General features: G+C 69.8%; 15 protein-coding genes and 2 pseudogenes. 10 read left to right on the top strand and 7 right to left on the bottom strand.

Features of this window, described 5'->3' with window-relative positions; translation table 11 throughout:
* Positions 1-36: 36 nt before the first annotated feature.
* A complete protein-coding gene (gene ctaD / locus ACWGR4_RS39290) occupies positions 37-1,749 on the bottom strand; it encodes an aa3-type cytochrome oxidase subunit I (RefSeq protein ID WP_452129027.1) in 1,713 nt (570 codons plus the stop codon).
* 399 nt (positions 1,750-2,148) lie between these two features.
* Between ctaD and ACWGR4_RS39295 the strand changes: the two genes are divergently transcribed.
* Positions 2,149-2,664: a VOC family protein gene (locus ACWGR4_RS39295; protein ID WP_452128980.1), complete on the top strand. Its 516-nt coding sequence runs from the start codon at positions 2,149-2,151 to the stop codon at positions 2,662-2,664.
* 193 nt (positions 2,665-2,857) lie between these two features.
* Here the strand turns inward: ACWGR4_RS39295 and ACWGR4_RS39300 are convergent, their stop codons facing one another.
* The gene (locus tag ACWGR4_RS39300; RefSeq protein ID WP_452128981.1) at positions 2,858-4,012 is read right to left on the bottom strand and encodes a carboxylesterase/lipase family protein; all 1,155 of its coding nucleotides are present in this window, start codon (positions 4,010-4,012) and stop codon (positions 2,858-2,860) included.
* 492 nt (positions 4,013-4,504) lie between these two features.
* Between ACWGR4_RS39300 and ACWGR4_RS39305 the strand changes: the two genes are divergently transcribed.
* Positions 4,505-5,122: a TOPRIM nucleotidyl transferase/hydrolase domain-containing protein gene (locus tag ACWGR4_RS39305; protein WP_380004984.1), complete on the top strand. Its 618-nt coding sequence runs from the start codon at positions 4,505-4,507 to the stop codon at positions 5,120-5,122.
* Here the strand turns inward: ACWGR4_RS39305 and ACWGR4_RS39310 are convergent.
* Positions 5,097-5,804: a hypothetical protein gene (locus ACWGR4_RS39310; protein ID WP_452128982.1), complete on the bottom strand. Its 708-nt coding sequence runs from the start codon at positions 5,802-5,804 to the stop codon at positions 5,097-5,099. The two genes, ACWGR4_RS39305 and ACWGR4_RS39310, sit on opposite strands and share 26 nt — an antisense overlap.
* 472 nt (positions 5,805-6,276) lie before the next feature.
* Here ACWGR4_RS39310 and ACWGR4_RS39315 point away from each other — a divergent pair, with 472 nt between their 5' ends.
* From ACWGR4_RS39315 to ACWGR4_RS39335, 5 genes are all read left to right on the top strand, one after another.
* Positions 6,277-6,948 carry a hypothetical protein gene (locus tag ACWGR4_RS39315; protein ID WP_452128983.1) on the top strand — a complete coding sequence of 224 codons (672 nt, stop codon included), beginning with the start codon at positions 6,277-6,279 and terminating at the stop codon, positions 6,946-6,948.
* A gap of 8 nt (positions 6,949-6,956) precedes the next feature.
* A complete protein-coding gene (locus tag ACWGR4_RS39320; protein WP_452128984.1) occupies positions 6,957-8,411 on the top strand; it encodes a M48 family metalloprotease in 1,455 nt (484 codons plus the stop codon).
* Positions 8,412-8,433: 22 nt separating this feature from the next.
* Positions 8,434-8,940, top strand: a complete 507-nt coding sequence (locus tag ACWGR4_RS39325) for a hypothetical protein (RefSeq protein WP_452128985.1) — start codon at positions 8,434-8,436, stop codon at positions 8,938-8,940.
* A gap of 635 nt (positions 8,941-9,575) precedes the next feature.
* Positions 9,576-9,773, top strand: coding sequence for a hypothetical protein (locus ACWGR4_RS39330; protein WP_380004974.1), 198 nt, complete (start codon positions 9,576-9,578; stop codon positions 9,771-9,773).
* A gap of 106 nt (positions 9,774-9,879) precedes the next feature.
* On the top strand, positions 9,880-10,602 hold the full coding sequence (locus ACWGR4_RS39335) for a DUF2637 domain-containing protein (protein WP_452128986.1): 723 nt from the start codon (positions 9,880-9,882) through the stop codon (positions 10,600-10,602).
* A gap of 31 nt (positions 10,603-10,633) precedes the next feature.
* Here ACWGR4_RS39335 and ACWGR4_RS39340 read toward each other — a convergent pair whose 3' ends face one another.
* On the bottom strand, positions 10,634-11,227 hold the full coding sequence (locus ACWGR4_RS39340) for an isochorismatase family protein (RefSeq protein WP_452128987.1): 594 nt from the start codon (positions 11,225-11,227) through the stop codon (positions 10,634-10,636).
* Positions 11,228-11,611: 384 nt separating this feature from the next.
* On the opposite strand from ACWGR4_RS39340, the gene ACWGR4_RS39345 reads away from it, so the two are divergent.
* From ACWGR4_RS39345 to ACWGR4_RS39355, 3 genes are all read left to right on the top strand, one after another.
* Complete coding sequence (locus ACWGR4_RS39345) at positions 11,612-12,349, top strand: TNT domain-containing protein (RefSeq protein WP_452129028.1); 738 nt, start codon at positions 11,612-11,614, stop codon at positions 12,347-12,349.
* A 3-nt stretch (positions 12,350-12,352) separates the two neighbouring features.
* Positions 12,353-12,637: a hypothetical protein gene (locus ACWGR4_RS39350; RefSeq protein WP_452128988.1), complete on the top strand. Its 285-nt coding sequence runs from the start codon at positions 12,353-12,355 to the stop codon at positions 12,635-12,637.
* A 1,196-nt stretch (positions 12,638-13,833) separates the two neighbouring features.
* The gene (locus ACWGR4_RS39355; RefSeq protein ID WP_452129033.1) at positions 13,834-14,262 is read left to right on the top strand and encodes a hypothetical protein; all 429 of its coding nucleotides are present in this window, start codon (positions 13,834-13,836) and stop codon (positions 14,260-14,262) included.
* A 34-nt stretch (positions 14,263-14,296) separates the two neighbouring features.
* Here ACWGR4_RS39355 and ACWGR4_RS39360 read toward each other — a convergent pair.
* The 3 genes and pseudogenes from ACWGR4_RS39360 to ACWGR4_RS39370 form a co-directional block, all read right to left on the bottom strand.
* Positions 14,297-14,500: pseudogene (locus ACWGR4_RS39360) on the bottom strand (M4 family metallopeptidase); the annotation flags it as partial.
* Positions 14,501-14,595: 95 nt separating this feature from the next.
* A pseudogene (locus ACWGR4_RS39365) lies at positions 14,596-15,161 on the bottom strand (M4 family metallopeptidase); the annotation flags it as partial.
* Complete coding sequence (locus ACWGR4_RS39370) at positions 15,128-16,519, bottom strand: DUF4082 domain-containing protein (protein ID WP_380004962.1); 1,392 nt, start codon at positions 16,517-16,519, stop codon at positions 15,128-15,130. The pseudogene ACWGR4_RS39365 and the gene ACWGR4_RS39370, both read right to left, overlap by 34 nt.
* Positions 16,520-16,580 lie beyond the last annotated feature (61 nt).

The raw sequence follows: 16,580 nt of genomic DNA on the forward strand, positions 1-16,580 counted from the left end.
GACCGGGCGGGGACGTGCCCGGGAGGCGCCGGACCCTCACAAGCGCCGGGCCGAGTCCGATCCCGGACTCGGATTCGAGCCGTCGATCTCGTCACCTACCGGCAGGGTTGGGCGCACGCCGAGGATGGCGATCTCCGGATACCGCGCGTCGAAGGCCGGGCACTCGGAGCGGATGCGCGGCAGCGCGGTGAAGTTGTGTCGGGGTGGCGGACACGAGGTCGCCCATTCCAACGAACGCCCGTACCCCCACGGGTCGTCGACGGCGACCTTCTTGCCGGTCTTGTAGGTCAGCCACACGTTGTACAGGAACGGCAGGGTCGAAGCCCCCAGCAGGAACGCCCCGATGGAGGACAGCGAGTTCAGGGCCGTGAGGCCGTCGCCGGCCGGATAGTCGGCGTAGCGACGAGGCATGCCCCGGACGCCGAGCCAGTGCTGTACCAGGAACGTGGTGTGGAAGCCGACGAACAGGCACCAGAAGTGCACCCGGCCCAGGCGTTCGTCGAGCATTCTCCCGGTCCACTTCGGCCACCAGAAGTAGAAGCCGGCGAACATCGCGAAGACCACGGTGCCGAAGACCGTGTAGTGGAAGTGCGCCACCACGAAGTACGTGTCGGAGACGTGGAAGTCCAGCGCCGGCGACGCGAGGATCACCCCGGTCAGCCCGCCGAACAAGAACGTGACGAGGAAGCCGAGGGACCACAACATCGGAGTCTCGAACGACAGCGAGCCGTTCCACATCGTGCCGATCCAGTTGAAGAACTTCACCCCGGTGGGCACCGCGATGAGGAACGACAGGAGCGAGAAGAACGGCAGCAGCACCGCACCCGTGACGAACATGTGGTGCGCCCACACCACCGAGGACAGCGCCGCGATCGCGATCGTGGCGCCGACCAGGCCCAGGTAGCCGAAGATCGGCTTGCGCGAGAACACCGGCAGCACCTCGCTGATGATGCCGAAGAACGGCAGCGCGATGATGTACACCTCGGGGTGCCCGAAGAACCAGAACAGGTGCTGCCACAGCAGCGGCCCGCCGTTGACCGGATCGAAGACGTGCGCGCCGAACTTACGGTCGGCCTCCAGGACGAGGAGCGCGGCGGCCAGGATCGGAAACGCCATCAGCACCAGGAAGCCGGTCAGCAGCACGTTCCAGCAGAAGATCGGCAGGCGGAACATGGTCATGCCCGGCGCCCGCATGCAGATGATCGTGGTGATGAAGTTGACCGAGCCGAGGATCGTGCCGAATCCGGACAGGACCAGACCCATGATCCACAGATCGGCGCCGATACCCGGCGATCGGATCACGCCGGACAGCGGCGCATAGCCCGTCCATCCGAAGGCCGCCGCGCCCTGCGGGGTGAGGAAACCTCCCAGGACCATCAGGGCGCCGAAGAGGTACAGCCAGTACGAGAGCATGTTCAGGCGCGGGAACGCCACATCGGGCGCACCGATCTGCAGCGGCATGACGGCGTTCGCGAATCCGGCGAACAGCGGCGTCGCGAAGAGCAGCAACATGATCGTGCCGTGCAGCGTGAACGCCTGGTTGAATTGTTCGTTGGACAGGATCTGGCTGCCCGGTCGGGCGAGTTCGGCGCGGATGAACAGCGCCAGGATTCCCCCGATGAGGAAGAACCCGAACGACGTGGTGATGTACATGTAGCCGATCACCTTGTGGTCCGTGGTGGTCAACCAGCCGACCACTCGGGCCCCGGCGCCCGCCCGTTCACCACCCGGGGGCAGGAGCGATGCCACGTCGCGTTCGGCTTCCCGACTCACACTCACGTCAGTCCTCCCGACCGGGCGAGGGCCCGGGGCGGGTCCGCACCGGGCCCTCGCCAGTGCGGCACATATTCGTCCCAAAGCCTCGCCGCGCAACGTATCCCGCATGGCGCGCCCGCCCGCCGAGACGCGCGGGCATCGCGAGCACGGTGCCCCATTCGGCGCTACCGGAGCCCCCGCTCGTCGGTCCGCGGTTCCCGGACCCCGCCCATGGGTTCGAGCGGCAGACCGGACGGGGGGTCGCCTTCGGGCCCATGCGGGTGAGGATCGACTCGACCTACGGCGTGCCTGGTGCGTGGCGTCGTGCCGCATGCCACGCTGATCCCGCGTGTCCGGTATGCCTGACATGCTGCTTTATCCGAATCGACAGTCGTGCCCGACCGTCGGCCGTATCGCCACCGACCGGAGAGGCCGGCGACCGTGAGCGTCAAACCTGTGCCCGAGGATTACCCGCGCGTCACGCCCTACCTCTGCGTCGACGGAGCGGCGGCGGCGATCGACTTCTACGTCTCCGTCCTCGGCGCGACCGAGCGCATGAGAATGGCCGCGCCCGGCGGCAGGATCGGCCATGCGGAGCTACAGCTGGGCACCTCGATCGTCATGCTCGCGGACGAGTTCCCGGACATGGGCTTCCGCGGCCCGAAGTCCGTGGGTGGCACGCCGGTGACCCTTCACGTGTACGTCGAGGACGTCGATGCGGTCTTCGCCGATGCCCTCGCCAAGGGCGCCCGGGAACTGCGGGCGGTGAAGGACGAGTTCTACGGCGACCGGACGGGCCAGTTCGAGGACCCCTTCGGTCACCGCTGGAGCGTCGCTTCGCACGTCGAGGACGTCGCCGAACAAGAGATGGCGAAGCGGGCCGAGGAAGCCATGCAGAGCGGCGGCTGAACAGCAAGGCAGGCGCGCCCGCACGCCCGCACGTTCCGGCCGCGAGTGCGGTCACCGCCGTGGCGCGCGGCGGCGCGGGCGCGCAGTGCACGTACCTGCCCTGCCGCGCCCGGCCCGGGTCGTGGCGCGGCCCCGATGCCTAGTGCGGAAACCCTTCCGCCACGAACAGCCAACGGTGAACCCAGCCTTCGATTTACGGACGCTCGGGTCGTGAATCGAAGGTCTTCCAGAAGACACACTGGTGTTCCGCGTCGCGGTCGGTCCGGCCGATCGTGGTGGTTGCGAGTGATTGCACCCAACCATCGTCCTGGAAGGGCATCCAGCGGGGTTGTCCGCTGCCGTTGGGGTTTCCGGTGGCGGCGAATCGGGTCCAGTAGCTGATCATGGTCGTGGAGAGCTGTTGCCGGGCGGGCGTCTGCGGGCCGGGGAGTTGCTCGTCGTCGAACAGGTACTGCAGTTCGGCTCCGTGGAACGCGCCGGTGGGGAAATCGGGTTTGCGCAGGGCGCTGAACCACGGCGCCGTCTCGTCCGCGAACTCGTAGGCGTAGACCGCGGTGTGCGCGGCGAGTGCGCGGTCCCGGTCCTGGGCGGGGCATCCCCAGGCCCAGTCGGTCACGATCGCGGACAGTGCCTCGCCGGGGGAGTGGAACTCGGCGACCGGATACCGAGCCAGAACCCGCTGCAGGTCGGCCGGGCCGAACAAGGCGGCGAGTTGCTCGCGATAGCTGTCCGCGGTGGTGACCTCTCCGGTGTCGACCTCGATCGCCGCGGTGAACAGGCGGTGTTCGTCCCGAGTGGTTCCCTGCATGACAGGGACACGATTGAAGCGACCGGTCGCGAAGGCGCGCTCCGGGCCGAGTGGCAGGAAACCCCCACCGACGGTGGGACCCGACCCGAGACCGACGTCGGACCACTTGGCCAGTTCGTCGACGGACTTCTCGCGCAGGCAGGCCGCCGCGGTCACCGGGTCGGTGCAGCCGACGTTGGCCGCCACCTCGAGACCGTGCGCCTCACGGTCGGCGCGGGGCAGCGGGAACCAGGTCGCAGGCCCCGGCGACCACTTCTCACCGGTGCACTGCGCGCTCTGCACGATTGCCCGATGGAACAGCCCCGCCGATGTCGGCGCGGCGAGTTGGGCGCAGACGCTGGTCCCGCCCGCGGACTCGCCGAAGATCGTGACGTTGCCGGGGTCACCGCCGAATGCCGCGGCGTTGCGCTGCACCCAGCGCAGCGCGGCCTGCTGGTCTTCGAGTCCGAAGTTCCCGGACAGGTTTCGGGCCTTGCCGTGGTCGAGTGCCGGGTGGGCCAGGAATCCGAAGACTCCGAGCCGGTCGGTCCTGGCATCCATGATGGACGACAACGACTACACCGACGACGTCGTCGACGACGACGTGACCTTCGGCCTCGACCGGATCCTGGACGGGATCGGCGTACTGGTCACGGCGAAACAAGCCGCGAAAAAGCTCCCGGCAACTCGCCTTCCCGGCCAGGAACACCGCCGCCGAGGGTTACCGCGGCACCCGACCCGCCAACACCCGGCGACGGAGTCGTCGCCAAGTGCCCGCCGGAGTACGAAAACCCGATCCACACAGCCGGCACCCGGCCCCAACCCCCGCACGCCGCACGCGCCCTGGGCCTCCTAGGCTGGGCACGACGCCGCCCCAACCTCCACGGCTCCACCCAATACGCCGCATACGTCAACCTCATGGCAAACGCTCAACGCGCCCACCTGCCCTGACACCACGAGCCCGGCCGTACACACACACCCGAAACCCCCGAGCCGCGGGGCGCGGGACGAAATCCGCGTGCCGCGCCGGCCCGCGCGGGGCAGAATCCCTGCATGGCGGACATGGGTGCCTTTCGGGATGCGGTCACAGGTTGGGCCGCAGGCGGCTCGGGCGAGTCGGCGGGGGAGTTGGCCGAGGAGCTGGAAGTGCGGACGGCGGTGTTGCTGGAAGGCCCGAGCGACGTCGCGGCCGTCGAAACGCTCGCCGCGGACCACGGCCGCGACCTGGCCTCCGAAGGGGTGTGCGTCCTGGCGATGGGCGGCGCGATGAGCATCGGTCGCTACGCCGCCCTCCTGGGACCGCCCGGATTGGGCCTGCGCCTGGTCGGACTGTGCGACGAGGCCGAGAAGCCCTTCTACGATCGCGGCTTCGACCGAGTACACGCCTCTCGTGCCGGGCTGTTCGTATGTACCGCCGATCTCGAGGACGAACTCGTCCGCGCCCTCGGGGTGCCACGGATCGAGGAGATCATCCACACCGAGGGCGACCTCCGGGCCTGGCAGACCTTCGTACGCCAACCCGCCCAACAAAACCGACTCCCACCCCAACGCATGCGCCGCTTCCTCGGCACCAAAAAGGGCCGCAAAATCCGCTACGCCCACCTCCTGACCAAGGCCCTCACCCCCACCCAAGTCCCCACCCCCCTCACCGCCCTACTGGCAAGCCTGTAACCCCGACGGCCGGCCGCCCGACACCTGCCCCGTTACTTTTGTGCAGCGCCCGCGCAGCCGGAGCCCGGCGCAGTTGCCCGTGCGGTTCCTGGTCCGGGGCGCAGAGCTTCCGCGCCCAGCCGGGGCGCGCCCCACCCGAATCGCCGAAGTCCCGCCCGATAGGCGGGACTTCCCCGTAGCCGCGGCAGGCGGGGAGGGGTCCGCCGTGGGCCGGATCGGTGCGCCTGTCGGGGACTTCCACCGGACCCACGGCGTCGGCCAGGCGCAGTGTCAGGAACTCGGCCGTGCCGAAGCGCTCGGACAGACGCGCCGCCGCTGCCATCGCGGTCCGCCGCCGGTATACCGGGTGGAAGCGGGCGAAGGCGAACCACGCCTCGTCCCACAGGAACGCCAGATCGGGCTTGATCGCGAGGCACTCGGTCATCACCCGCTCGACGTCGTACACCACGCCGTCGAAGGTGCAGTTGGTGAGGGAGATCAGAGTGACCCGATCGAGCCTGCCCTCGCGTCGGTACGTCAGCAGCGTGCGCTTGATGTCGACCAGTGGGATCGCCCCGTACATGGAGAACTCGTCGATCGAGTAGCTGTCGAGGTAGGCGACCCGGGATCCGGCCAACACCGCCGCGTAGTGGTGGGACTTGTGGCAGTTGCGGTCGATCGGCACGAAATCGTCCGGTGCCATCGCTCCGCACCGTGACCACGTCGTACACGAAGGGGTCCTCGCGCCGGCGCACCCCGAAGGTCGGACGGGTGCCGTGGGCGGTTCCATGTGCATCGACTCCCTGCTTCCGGGCATGCACTCCGATGCTAGGCGCGCGGCGATTTGCCCACATTGGGGAACCGGTCGGCCACGCCCGACCGACGCGGAACCCACCCGAACGGAGTCCCATGGGCCGATTGCGTGGGGACGGGCGGCATACGGAACGCGCCTGCTCGTGTGTCGGTCCGGTTCCGCCACGCGGGTTCGGTGTCGAGATCCCGCGCCGGCAGCGTGAGGTACGTGATCGGGGGCGATGGGAGCAAGTCGGTCGAAACACCTTCGGGATGCACGGGCCGGCATCCGGCATCCGGCGCGCGGGCGCGATCGACGCGTCGGGCGGGATTCGTACGCGGATTCGGCTCGCGTTCGGGGGAGCGCAGGGGGAGGGGACGGCATGCCCGTTGTTTTCGTGCATGGGGTGGCCACGCGGCGCTCACCGGCGTACGAGCGGTCCTCGGCGCAGCGTTCCGCGCTGCTGAGATCGTTTCTCGCGCCGGCGCTGCGTGTACCCACGGACGCCCTGACCGTGCTCGACGCGTACTGGGGTGATGCGGCGAGCACGTTCGCCTGGGGGCACGCGTCCTTGCCCGACGGCGGCGAGGAGAGGTTCGGCACGGCGGCACCCGAGGAATCGCCGGTACTGGCGTCCGCCTGTGCGGCGCATCCCGAGACGGCGGCGCACGCGCCGCTCACCGCGGTCGCCCGTACGTGCCTGGCCGACGCGATCGACCTGCTGTGGACCGCAAGCTCGGAGCGCGCCCTGGCCGCCGAGGCGGTGGAGTTGGCCGAACTCGCCGTCGCCGCCGCGTCGTACGCCGACCGGCACGCCGACCCGTCGTGGTTGGCCGCGGTGACCGCCGCCCGGGTCCGCCGGCTCGGCGAGGACCTGGTGGCGCAACCGGCCGACGAGAGCCGGGACGTGCTGTACGACCTGCTCCGGGTCTGGTTGCACCGAACCCAGGCATGGCTGCGCGCCTCGTACGAGAACGACGGCGTGGGACGCGACCGCGTCGCGAACCGGGTGGCGGCGGAACAGGGTTCCCCGGATTCGCAGGCCCCGCGGTGACCGGCGTCGTGGCCACATTCCGGGCGGTGGTCGCCGTCGGACTCCTGATGGGCGTCTACGTGCTGGTCCTGGGCCTGGCGGTAGGGGACGCCGTGTTGGTCTTCGAGGTCCTGCTGACCGAGACCACGGACGCGGCGGACACCTCGAGCCCCTTCGGCGCGCTGATCACGGTGCCCGTGGTCGGGGCGCTCTTCTGGGGACTCGCCGCGGTGAGCCGGCCGACGTTCACCGACGTGGGATCGGTACCACTCACGCCCGAACAGGCACCGCTGTTGTGGCACACGACCCGGCAACTGGCCGACGCCGTCGGTACGTCGGCGCCGACCGAGATCCACCGGGTGGCCGAGGTGAACGCCGGCGTCACCGAGGAGGCGTGGTTGCTGGGCCTCGTCGGCGGACGCCGCCGCCTGTACCTCGGACTGCCCCTGGTACTCGGGCTGACCCACGACGAACTGCGCGCTGTGATCGCCCACGAACTCGGTCACTACGCCGGCCGACACACCCGGCTCCTCGCGATCACCCACCGATCCCGTGAGTCGCTGCACGAGATCGTGCGACGGCTGGAACTCACCGCCCGGGTCGCCTCGTACACCGTCCTCTTCGTCTGGGTGGTACGCAAGTTCTTCGTCGGCTATGCCAAGTGCTTCGACCTGCTCACCCTGGCCATGGGCCGGCGACAGGAGTTCGACGCGGACGCGGTCGCCGCACGCGTTGCGGTGTCTGCGGAGGCCGGCTCACCCGCATCCGCGGGCGATCCGGATACCACCCCGATCGACGGGCGCGGCGTCGTCGTCGACGCGCTTCGCACCCAGGCGGCGTTGACCTACTCCTGGAATCGGCTGATCGCAGCCTACGTGGCGCCGGGCCACGAGCAGGGGATCGCCCCCGAACGACCCTTCGACCTGTTCGCCGACATGCTCGACTACGTCGCCTATCGGGCCACCGTCGACCGGTTGCGGATGTCGCCACCCGAACCCCCACGCACCCGGCGGGACACCCACCCGCCCCTCGCTCGACGGATCGCCGCACTGGGTGCGCCATCCGGCCACGGCCGGCCCCGCGCGACCGGCCGTCGCCTTGCTGGGCGACTGGGACATCCTCGCCCGCGGCCTTCGCTGCGAGGGCGAGATCGAACCGCCCTTGGCGACCGCGCGGTTGTTGCCCAACGACGAGTGGCGGCAGCGGATCACGGCACTGCTCGCCGGCGACGCCGCAGATCGGTTGCGGGCCGTCGCGGCCCAGTACTCCGGCGTGCCGAACCCCGGGATCGGAACGATTCTGGATCTGCTCGGCCGCGGCCACGGGGCCCGAATGGCCGCCGCCCTGGCCGCCGAGGGGACTCCCGCCCCGGGGCGGCCGGCACCGGACCCTCACGAACTGACCGCACACCTGGCGGCCCTGGTCAACGAGGCTCTCGTCGCCGCCCGCCGGGCCCGCTGGGTGCCGTCGTGGACGCGGCCTGACCTTGTGGAGACCATCGGGCCGATGCCGCCGTACCTGGACCTCGTACGGGCGGCGCCCCACGACCCCGAGGAGGCAACCCGCCTTCGCGACGTTCTGGCCTCGGTCGGCGTCGACCTCGATGCGGGCCCCGCACCCGGACGCCACCGCGGCGCGGCCGGGCACGACGCCGATGAGCGCGTGGACGCGGTCGGTGAAGCCGGGATCGACTTCGTCCCCCGGTGGCGAAGACTGCTCCTGCCCCGGCGAACCCGGGAGGAACGCAGAGCCAACACCGTCTTCAACGCGCTGATTCTGGGGACGATGATCGTGGGCAGCGTGGCGGTCGCGCTGTACGTCGTGGTGTTCGAGCCGGACCACTACAACAAGCGCCCGATCCCGACGTGTCAGCCGCTGCGTCCGGGAGACGAGCGAGTGCCGGGGCTCGGCACACCGGGACGCTCCACCCACGACCCGGGCCTCACCGTCCCGACCGGGCCGCAACCCACGCCGATCTTTCCCCCGCTGCTGACCCTCGTCCCGAGGAACTGACGCACCTCCCGCCGGCGGACCGCACGGCCCGGTCCTGCTTGTGTGATGCGCTCAGCAGGGAGGGTGGAGTTGCCGGAGGCTCCGGTGTGGCCGCCTCCGGCCGGGGCGGCGCCGCCCGCCACCACCTGCGCCACCGACGCTCGCACATGGTCCCGCGAGCCGTCGGTCGGTTCGCCATGCCCCCGGAGTGCGACGGCCGGCACCGTGTACGCGGAGGAAATTCTGCGGGCGCAAGTTTTTTGCTCGAATATGTTGCGCGGCGGAAGATGGTCCCGCCGTTGGCGAGTGCTGCTCGGTGGAGGGTCTGCGCAGGGGTGAGTGTTCGCGTGCGTTTGCCGTTTACTCGGAAACCTTTACCAACCCGTGAGTTTCCCGTGGGGTGGGTAAAAGGACTCGCTGATGAACGGTCACGCTTCCCTGTAATGCCACGGAGTTCGAGTTTCCGGTGGTGCGGGCCTTGCGGGTCCGGTGTCCGAAAATGTGCGAAACGTGGTCGGTAAAGTCGCGAACCCCGGTGCGTGGTTCACCGTTTCGGACCAGCGCCGTCGGGGACGGCGCGTCGTTAGCCGGGCGTGAATCCCAGAGCCTCCGACTCCGCCTTCGCGCCTCCCGCTCTCGCCCAACGTGCCTTTCCCATGGGGGATTGGGTGCTCACCCCTCGTGCGGCGACATTCCGCAAACGGTCTCCGTACGCGTACATCGAACGTGCGGGCTGTCGCGTCGCGCTTCGGCATTGTTCCGCCGACATGGAGCAGTTCGCCCTGGCGATGGTGTTGATCGCGGCGGAGTACTCGCGCCGTCTCGACGACGTCCTGGACGATCCGCGATCGTGAACCGGGACCGACCGACCGACCGTCCGCCGACCATCGACATGCGTATTCGGCACCGTGGTTCGTGGCGGTGCCGCGCGACGTCCGATCCCTTGAATGAGCCAGGCCCATGTATGAAGGTTATGGATACGACCCGTATCCCCCGTCCGGCATGCCGGTTCCGCCGGGCGTCGTGTCGTCGCCCGGCGTGGTGGAGTGGCCGGTACCGAACGCGGCCGTGTTGCCCGACGGGCTCTCCCCGTCCTTCGCGGTGGTGGGGGACCCGCGGTTCGAGGCCGACCTGGCTCGACTCCTGGGGAACCCCGTCGAGGAGGCTCCCGTCACCGTCGAACTCCCGGCCCCGGTCCGGGATCCGGCCGGTCATCGCCGGCGGCCCGCTCCGTCCGCTCGGCCGGCCGCCGGCGAACGGCGGGTGGACCGGATCAGCCGGTCCCTGGTGGTGGTCAGCGTCGTATTGGTTGCCGCGATCGGTGTGCTCGGTGCCTTGATCACCCTCGCGCCGCTGGGGCATACCGTCGGCGCGACCTCCGGCCCGGCCCGGTGGTGGCCCGTCCTGGTCCAGGGGCCGTGGGTGGTGGCCTCGTTGTCGATCCTGCGCTCGAGTCTGCACCGCCGTCGGGCACTGCACTCGTGGATCGTGGTCGCAGCCTTCGCGGGCCTGTCGATGGCGCTGTCCCTCACGCATGCCCCGATGACCGTCCAAGGCGTCCTCGTCGCCGTCCTGCCCGCGGTGGCGACCACGGCCTGCCTGCACCAGCTCGTCCGCCAGATCACCCTCACCCGCCCACCCCGACGACACATCCCCGGCCGACGCCGCGACCCACCGGTCTGAACCACACCCGGCGAGCGCCTGGTGACGGGTGCTATCGGGGGGCCGGCGACTCGCCGGTTACGGCGACGCCTGCTCGGCGGAAGTCTTCCAGCGTCGCGGCCGTGGTGTCCGGGGCTACCCCGACCGAGTAGTCGAGGCGTACCCGGGCCCGGAGGCCGGCCTTGACGGCGTCCAGCGCGGTGGCGCGTACACAGTGGTCCGTGGCGATGCCCACGATGTCGACGTCCTCCACCCCGCGTGAGCGCAGCCAGTCGGCCAGGGGCGTGCCCTCCTCGTCGGCCCCCTCGAAGCCGCTCTTGGACGCGCTGTGGGCACCCTTGAAGAAGACGGCATCCACCTTGCCGCCCGTGACGGCGGGGGCGAAATTGGGGTGGAACTCCCCTCCTTCGTTGCCCGCCACGCAGTGGACGGGGAAGCTGTCCTTGAAGTCCGGGTTCTCGGAGAAGTGGGATCCCGGGTCGATGTGGTGGTCCCGGGTCGCGACGACGTAGTGATAATCGGATCCGGCGCTCTGCTCGACCAGATCGGCGATCGCGGCTGCGATTCGCTCCCCGCCGGCGACGGGCACACTGCCTCCCTCACAAAAGTCGTTCTGCACATCCACGACAATCAAGCCTCGGCCCATGACGAAACACCCTTCAGTGCTGCGGAACAAACGAGAGGGACTACGGCGCAACCGATCCCGTCTCGGAGTGCCGGCACCCCGAGACGGGATCGCTGCCATCGGATTGGGACGTCGGAGAGGACACTGCCTCGCCGGTCTCACGGCCCCATACCCGCCCGACGACCGCCGAAAGCACGGTCGGTCACCCCGCTCCCATATGCGGCCACTGCCCTGCCGCCGCCCGGCCCCTCATCCCGGCCGCGTTTTGCCACCATCACCCTGCAACTCCCATGCCGACGTGGGTCCGTTCAGGTGACTTCGCAGTGGTGAACCACCATCGAATACCTCCCAGGCGATATGAGTGGCTTGTACCTGGCTGATGATCTCGGGAGGCGACACGTGCGGATGTTCACACGAGGGCGATGGGTCGCCGCGGCGAGCGGGGCGGCGTTGGCCGCTGTGGTGCTGGCCGGTGCCGGAACCGTTCAGGCGGCGCCGGTGGAGTCGAAGTTCGCCGCCGGCGGGTCGGGCTCGGCGCGGGTCGTGTGCGTGGATCCGCTGGACGGGGACGAGCGGCTCGGTCCGCAGGATCTGCCCACCCGCGCGGAGCCGCCCGTGGGCCCGCTGTTGTCCGGCTACCGACGTACCGGCAACCTGACCTCGACGGCGTTCTTGGACAAGTACTGGAACAACGAGGCGAACGCCTGGAAGTACCCGCCCGACGACGGCTTCGCTCGGATCAACGGGGAACTCGACAAACACGAGACGACCCTGCGGGCCGGACAGGACCTGGATCGCTTCGGATCGGAGTACGGCAGCTTCCTCGCCCCTGCCGGGGACCGGTATGCCAAGCGAGCCCTGCCGCCGCAGAACCTGATGACACGCGATCCCGTCTTTCCCTGCGGCTACCACCGCTACCAGGTCACCCGGCCGTTCAAGGTCTGGCAGGGACACATCGCCCCATGGTTCGAACAGCCCGGTGGCGGACGACAGATCCTCCTGGACCCGGCGCTCGTGAACCCGGGCGAGGGCCAACGGCTCAACGTCAAGTGGCTCTTGGAGCACGACTACCTCAAGCCCGACGAGGACGAAGGCCGCGCCGGATCCGCGTCCCTCCCCGCCGTTTTTTCCCCGACACACTGAGCGATGGATCGGTACGAGCTTTTTCTCGCCCTGCGCCGCGGCGGCGTGGCGCAGGGCGAGATATGGATCCAGGACGCACACGAACCCGTACCGCTCCCACCCGAGTTCGTATTCCTGCGCCGAGCCGCCGAGACCTGGCAAACCGGCGTCTTCGAACGCGGCAGATGGCACGTGGTCGCCGATTTCCCCGACGAGACGGCCGCCTGCGATCACGCGCTCCACACCCTGGCGCTACCGAGAAGTCCCGCGGCCGACGATCTCCCGACGCATCGTTCACCCGATTCCTGACGGCGACGGCGTCGAGCGCGTCCCGCACCGCCCGACCTCCCACGGGGCGACCCGCACGGGACGGTTCGCGCTCGGGGTCGACGACGCGGTTTTCCGGGGTGGTCGTCGATGTGTGGGCGTCGTACACCGGGGCCTGGGCAGGTTCGTCGGTACGACGATGCGCCAGGTCTCGAACATCGTCCGCCGGCCACAGAACGGGGAGTTCCGGCAGCCGGTGCATTGCGATCGCATCCTCGATACGCCTCTGTCCGATCAACATGCGGGCCTGGTGCCCGGTCGTCATGCCGGTGCCGCCTCCCCGGGGGGTGGGGTGGTGGGCCGTTCGCGCCGGTTGGGGAATGTAGGGCGGGTGTTCACGGGCTTCCGGTGCGGGGGCCGGGGACGGGGGTGGGTCCGCCGGTTTCGGGTGGGCGGGTGTGGGGTCCGGGGCCGGTGTTCGCCGGTGTGGCGGGGGTTTCCCAGGGCAGTTCGCGTCCGGCCGCGATCCATTCGTTCGACAGGGCGTCGAACACCGGGGTGTCCTGGCGGTCTTGGGCGGGCGAGGGTTCGGGTTGTGCGTGTGAGCCGCTCACGCGCTGTCCAACGAGCGGTCCGCGTCGCGGGTTCGGCGTCGTTTCGTCCGGAGTGTGCGAAGGCGGGAGGTGGGGCGTCCCGGACGGTTGCCGATCGCGTCGGCGAAGGCTGCGGTGAACGTCCATCCCCGATCCGGGGGCGGCTGTGGGTCGTTCCACAGTCGTGCCTGGGCGACCAGGGCCGCCAACGCGCCGACGTCGCCGTTCGAGCGGGCTGTCGCCCGCCGCGGATGGGCGCCCTGCGCCGTTCGGGTGGTGGCGAATGATCGGCCCGGGCGGCCCGCCGCGTGACGACGATGCAGTCGCGGCCGGCGGCTACGGCCGTGGCGCGGGATAACGCGGGACAACACCCCCGGACGCCCGGTGACGAGGACGGATTCGGGCACGGGCCGACTTCGCGGCACCCGGCCGTCCCGGGCGCCGGTCGGCCCGTTCGGCGCAACGTCCGCATCCTGTACGGTCCCTACGGCGTTGGGGGTTCGTCGGCGGTCGTGTGGGGGCGGGCGACGTTGTGGGGCGCGGCATCGGGTCGTCCTTCCCCGAGGACCCGGTGCCGCGCCCCCTGTGTTCCTGCCCGCGCCCCGACGTGCCATGGGTCGCTCGTCCGAGTGAGTTTCGCCGGCCGTGCGTCGCCCGAGGACGGGCCCGACCCAACGGCCGCCTTGCCCGAGTTGCCCGGCCCTCCCGCCGACATCCTCGCCGGCCCCGACAAACTCCCCGAGCACCTCGCGCACATACGACGGGCTGGTCGGCTACGTCCTCGCGGACGACTACGACCACTTCGAGACCACGATCGACCCCGCCACGGGCAGCGGCGACCACCTACGGCCGATCGGCGACGAGCCCAATCTCGAACTCGACTTCGGCAACCACAACACCACCGTCGCCGCCATTTCAGCGTGGTCGGGCCCCGGCGAGCTGATCCTCCCCACTCCCGGCCGGTGGGGGCACGACGGCGAGGACCTGTGGGCCGCCTGCGTCGAACGTGCCCGGGCGAAACCACCGGCCGCCCTGACCAGTCGGTGGGGATTCCGACGGTCGACCACGCCTTGAGGAGTGCCCGGATCTCCTCGCCGTCGCCGTACAGGCTTCGGGCGCTCGCGACGGTCAGTCGCGCGAAGTCCGCGAATTGGGCGTCGGCGGCAAGCTCGCCCCCGGTCAGCACGGCGTACCAGATTCGACCGGGCCGCTCCCAGGCGTAGCCGCCGAGGGAGGTGGCCGGCTGGTAGAAGGCGTGGTTGGGGATGCCGGAGTTGATGTGTACGCCGCCGTTGTCGCGATTGGTCCGCACATAGCCGTCCTGGTGGCCGGCTGGGAGTCCCGGCCGAGTTGGGGATCGTCGTAGGCCGTGCCCGGGGCCTTGAGGGAGCGCAGCGCCCGGCCCTGGAGGGCGGGACCGAGCAGTCCGGCGCCGATGAGCCAGTCCGCCTGGTTCGCGCTCCGGCCGAGCGAGTACTGCTTGATCAGCGAGCCGAAGACGTCCGAGATCGACTCGTTGAGCGCGCCGGCTTGCCCGTAGTACTCCAGGTCGGCGGTGTACCGGGTGACACCGTGGGTGAGTTCGTGGCCGATGACGTCGATCTGGGTGGTGAGGTCGAGGAGACAGTCCCCGAAGCCGTCCCCGAAGACCATCTGCCGGCCGTCCCAAACGCGTTGCCGTACTGCTCGCCGTAGTGGACGGTGGCGTCGAGCGGCAGTCCGGAGTCGTCGATCGAGTGCCGACCGTACGCCTTGAGGTAGAAGTCGAAGGTCGCGCCAAGCCCGGTGTATGCGCGGTTGATCGTCTGGTCCCCGGCGGGTTGGTCACTTTCGACACGGCCCTCCGCGGGACCGTCGTGCTGCGCCGTGTGTCCACGCGCCTCGCCGGCCGGGCCCGGCCGGCGAGGCGATGGGTATTCGATCGCGATGAAGGAACGGTCTAGCTGTTGGTGGTGAAGACGACGTCCACCCAGAAGTTGGTGCCGTTCCGCGAGCTGGTCGGATAGCCGGCCGCGCCGGACTTGTACACGCCGTTGCCGCCGACGCTGCCGGACGCGGGGGCGATGATCGCGCCTCCGACCGCGTCCGTCAATCCGCCCTCGGTGGAGGAGTATCGGCCCGCGGGGGCGAAGTACGAGGCCACGTAGGTGACGTTGGGGTAGATCGGGACCGGTTGGTCGAACGTCACCTGCTGCCAGCCCGATTCGGACTCGTTGGTGAACGTGGCGGTGGCCATGGGAAACCCCGCGCCCATCCAGATGGTTCCGGTGTGCGGGCCGATGTTGCCCGGGCCCTTGTAGAACCGCAGGCCGGTGGCGAACCCGTGCGTGTTGACGCCGAATTTGACGCCGACTTCGATGCCGGTGGCGTCGGTGTCCGCGAGCACGTCCGGAGTCGCGGTCGCCGGCCAGATGGTGCAGGACGGGTTGCAGACCGGTGGCGGGCTGTCGGCCGTCGTGAAGGACCACCTCTTCGTCGGCATCGGGGTGCCGTCGAGGGATTTCACGCCCACCAGATCGACGAAGTAGGTGTTGGCGGGCGCCAGATGGTAGGTGAGATCGAAGGTGGTGATGCGGGAGGCGGCGTTGTAGGTCGTGCTGCCGGGCCGGCCGCCGCTCTCACCCTGCCAGACCACCCACCGGATGCTGGAGGGTTGCACCTCCCGGTCGAAGGTGGCGGTGATGTTGGTGTCGACCGGGACGGAGACCTCCCCTTGTGTCGGGGAGATCTCGATGACCGCCGGCGCGGGGCCGGGGACGTCGGTGGTGTTGAACACCGGGTCGACCCAGTAATTGGAGTCGTTCCAGGTCGAGTTCGGGAATCCGGCGCCGTAGAGGTACACGCCGTTGCCGCCGGCGGCCTCGCTCGCGGGTGCGGTGAGCGGCCCGCGCACGTGCGCTGTGGTCAGGCCGCCCTGGTCGGCGTTGTACCTGCCGTTGGGTGCCTGGTAGGACGCCACGTAGGTGGTGCCGGCGGTGACCGCGACGGGCTGGGCGAAGTTGACCTGTTGCCAGCCCGATTCGGACTCGTCGGTGAACGTGGCGGTGGCCAGCCGATCGCCGGCCGCCGACCACAGGGTCCCGGTGTGCGTGCCGGTGTTGGTGGCGTCCTTCCAGAAACGTACGCCGGTGATGTAACCGGCCTGGTCCGCCTGGAACTTGACGCCGAGTTCGGTGGCGGAGGTGTCCGGATCGGGACCGGAGGAGGGCTGTTCGGTCGACGCCCACAGCGTGCATGGGCAGCCGGCCGGCGGGGCCGGGTCGTTCGCGGCCGCCCGGGATGCCCCCGGTGCGGCGATGGTTAACGCGAACAGTAACGCGAGGATTGTCAAAATGGTTGCCCTGTGCGGCCTTGGCCAAGGTATGTACATGAGTGTCCCCCACCCAACGTCA

The organism is Embleya sp. NPDC055664, from assembly GCF_053618075.1.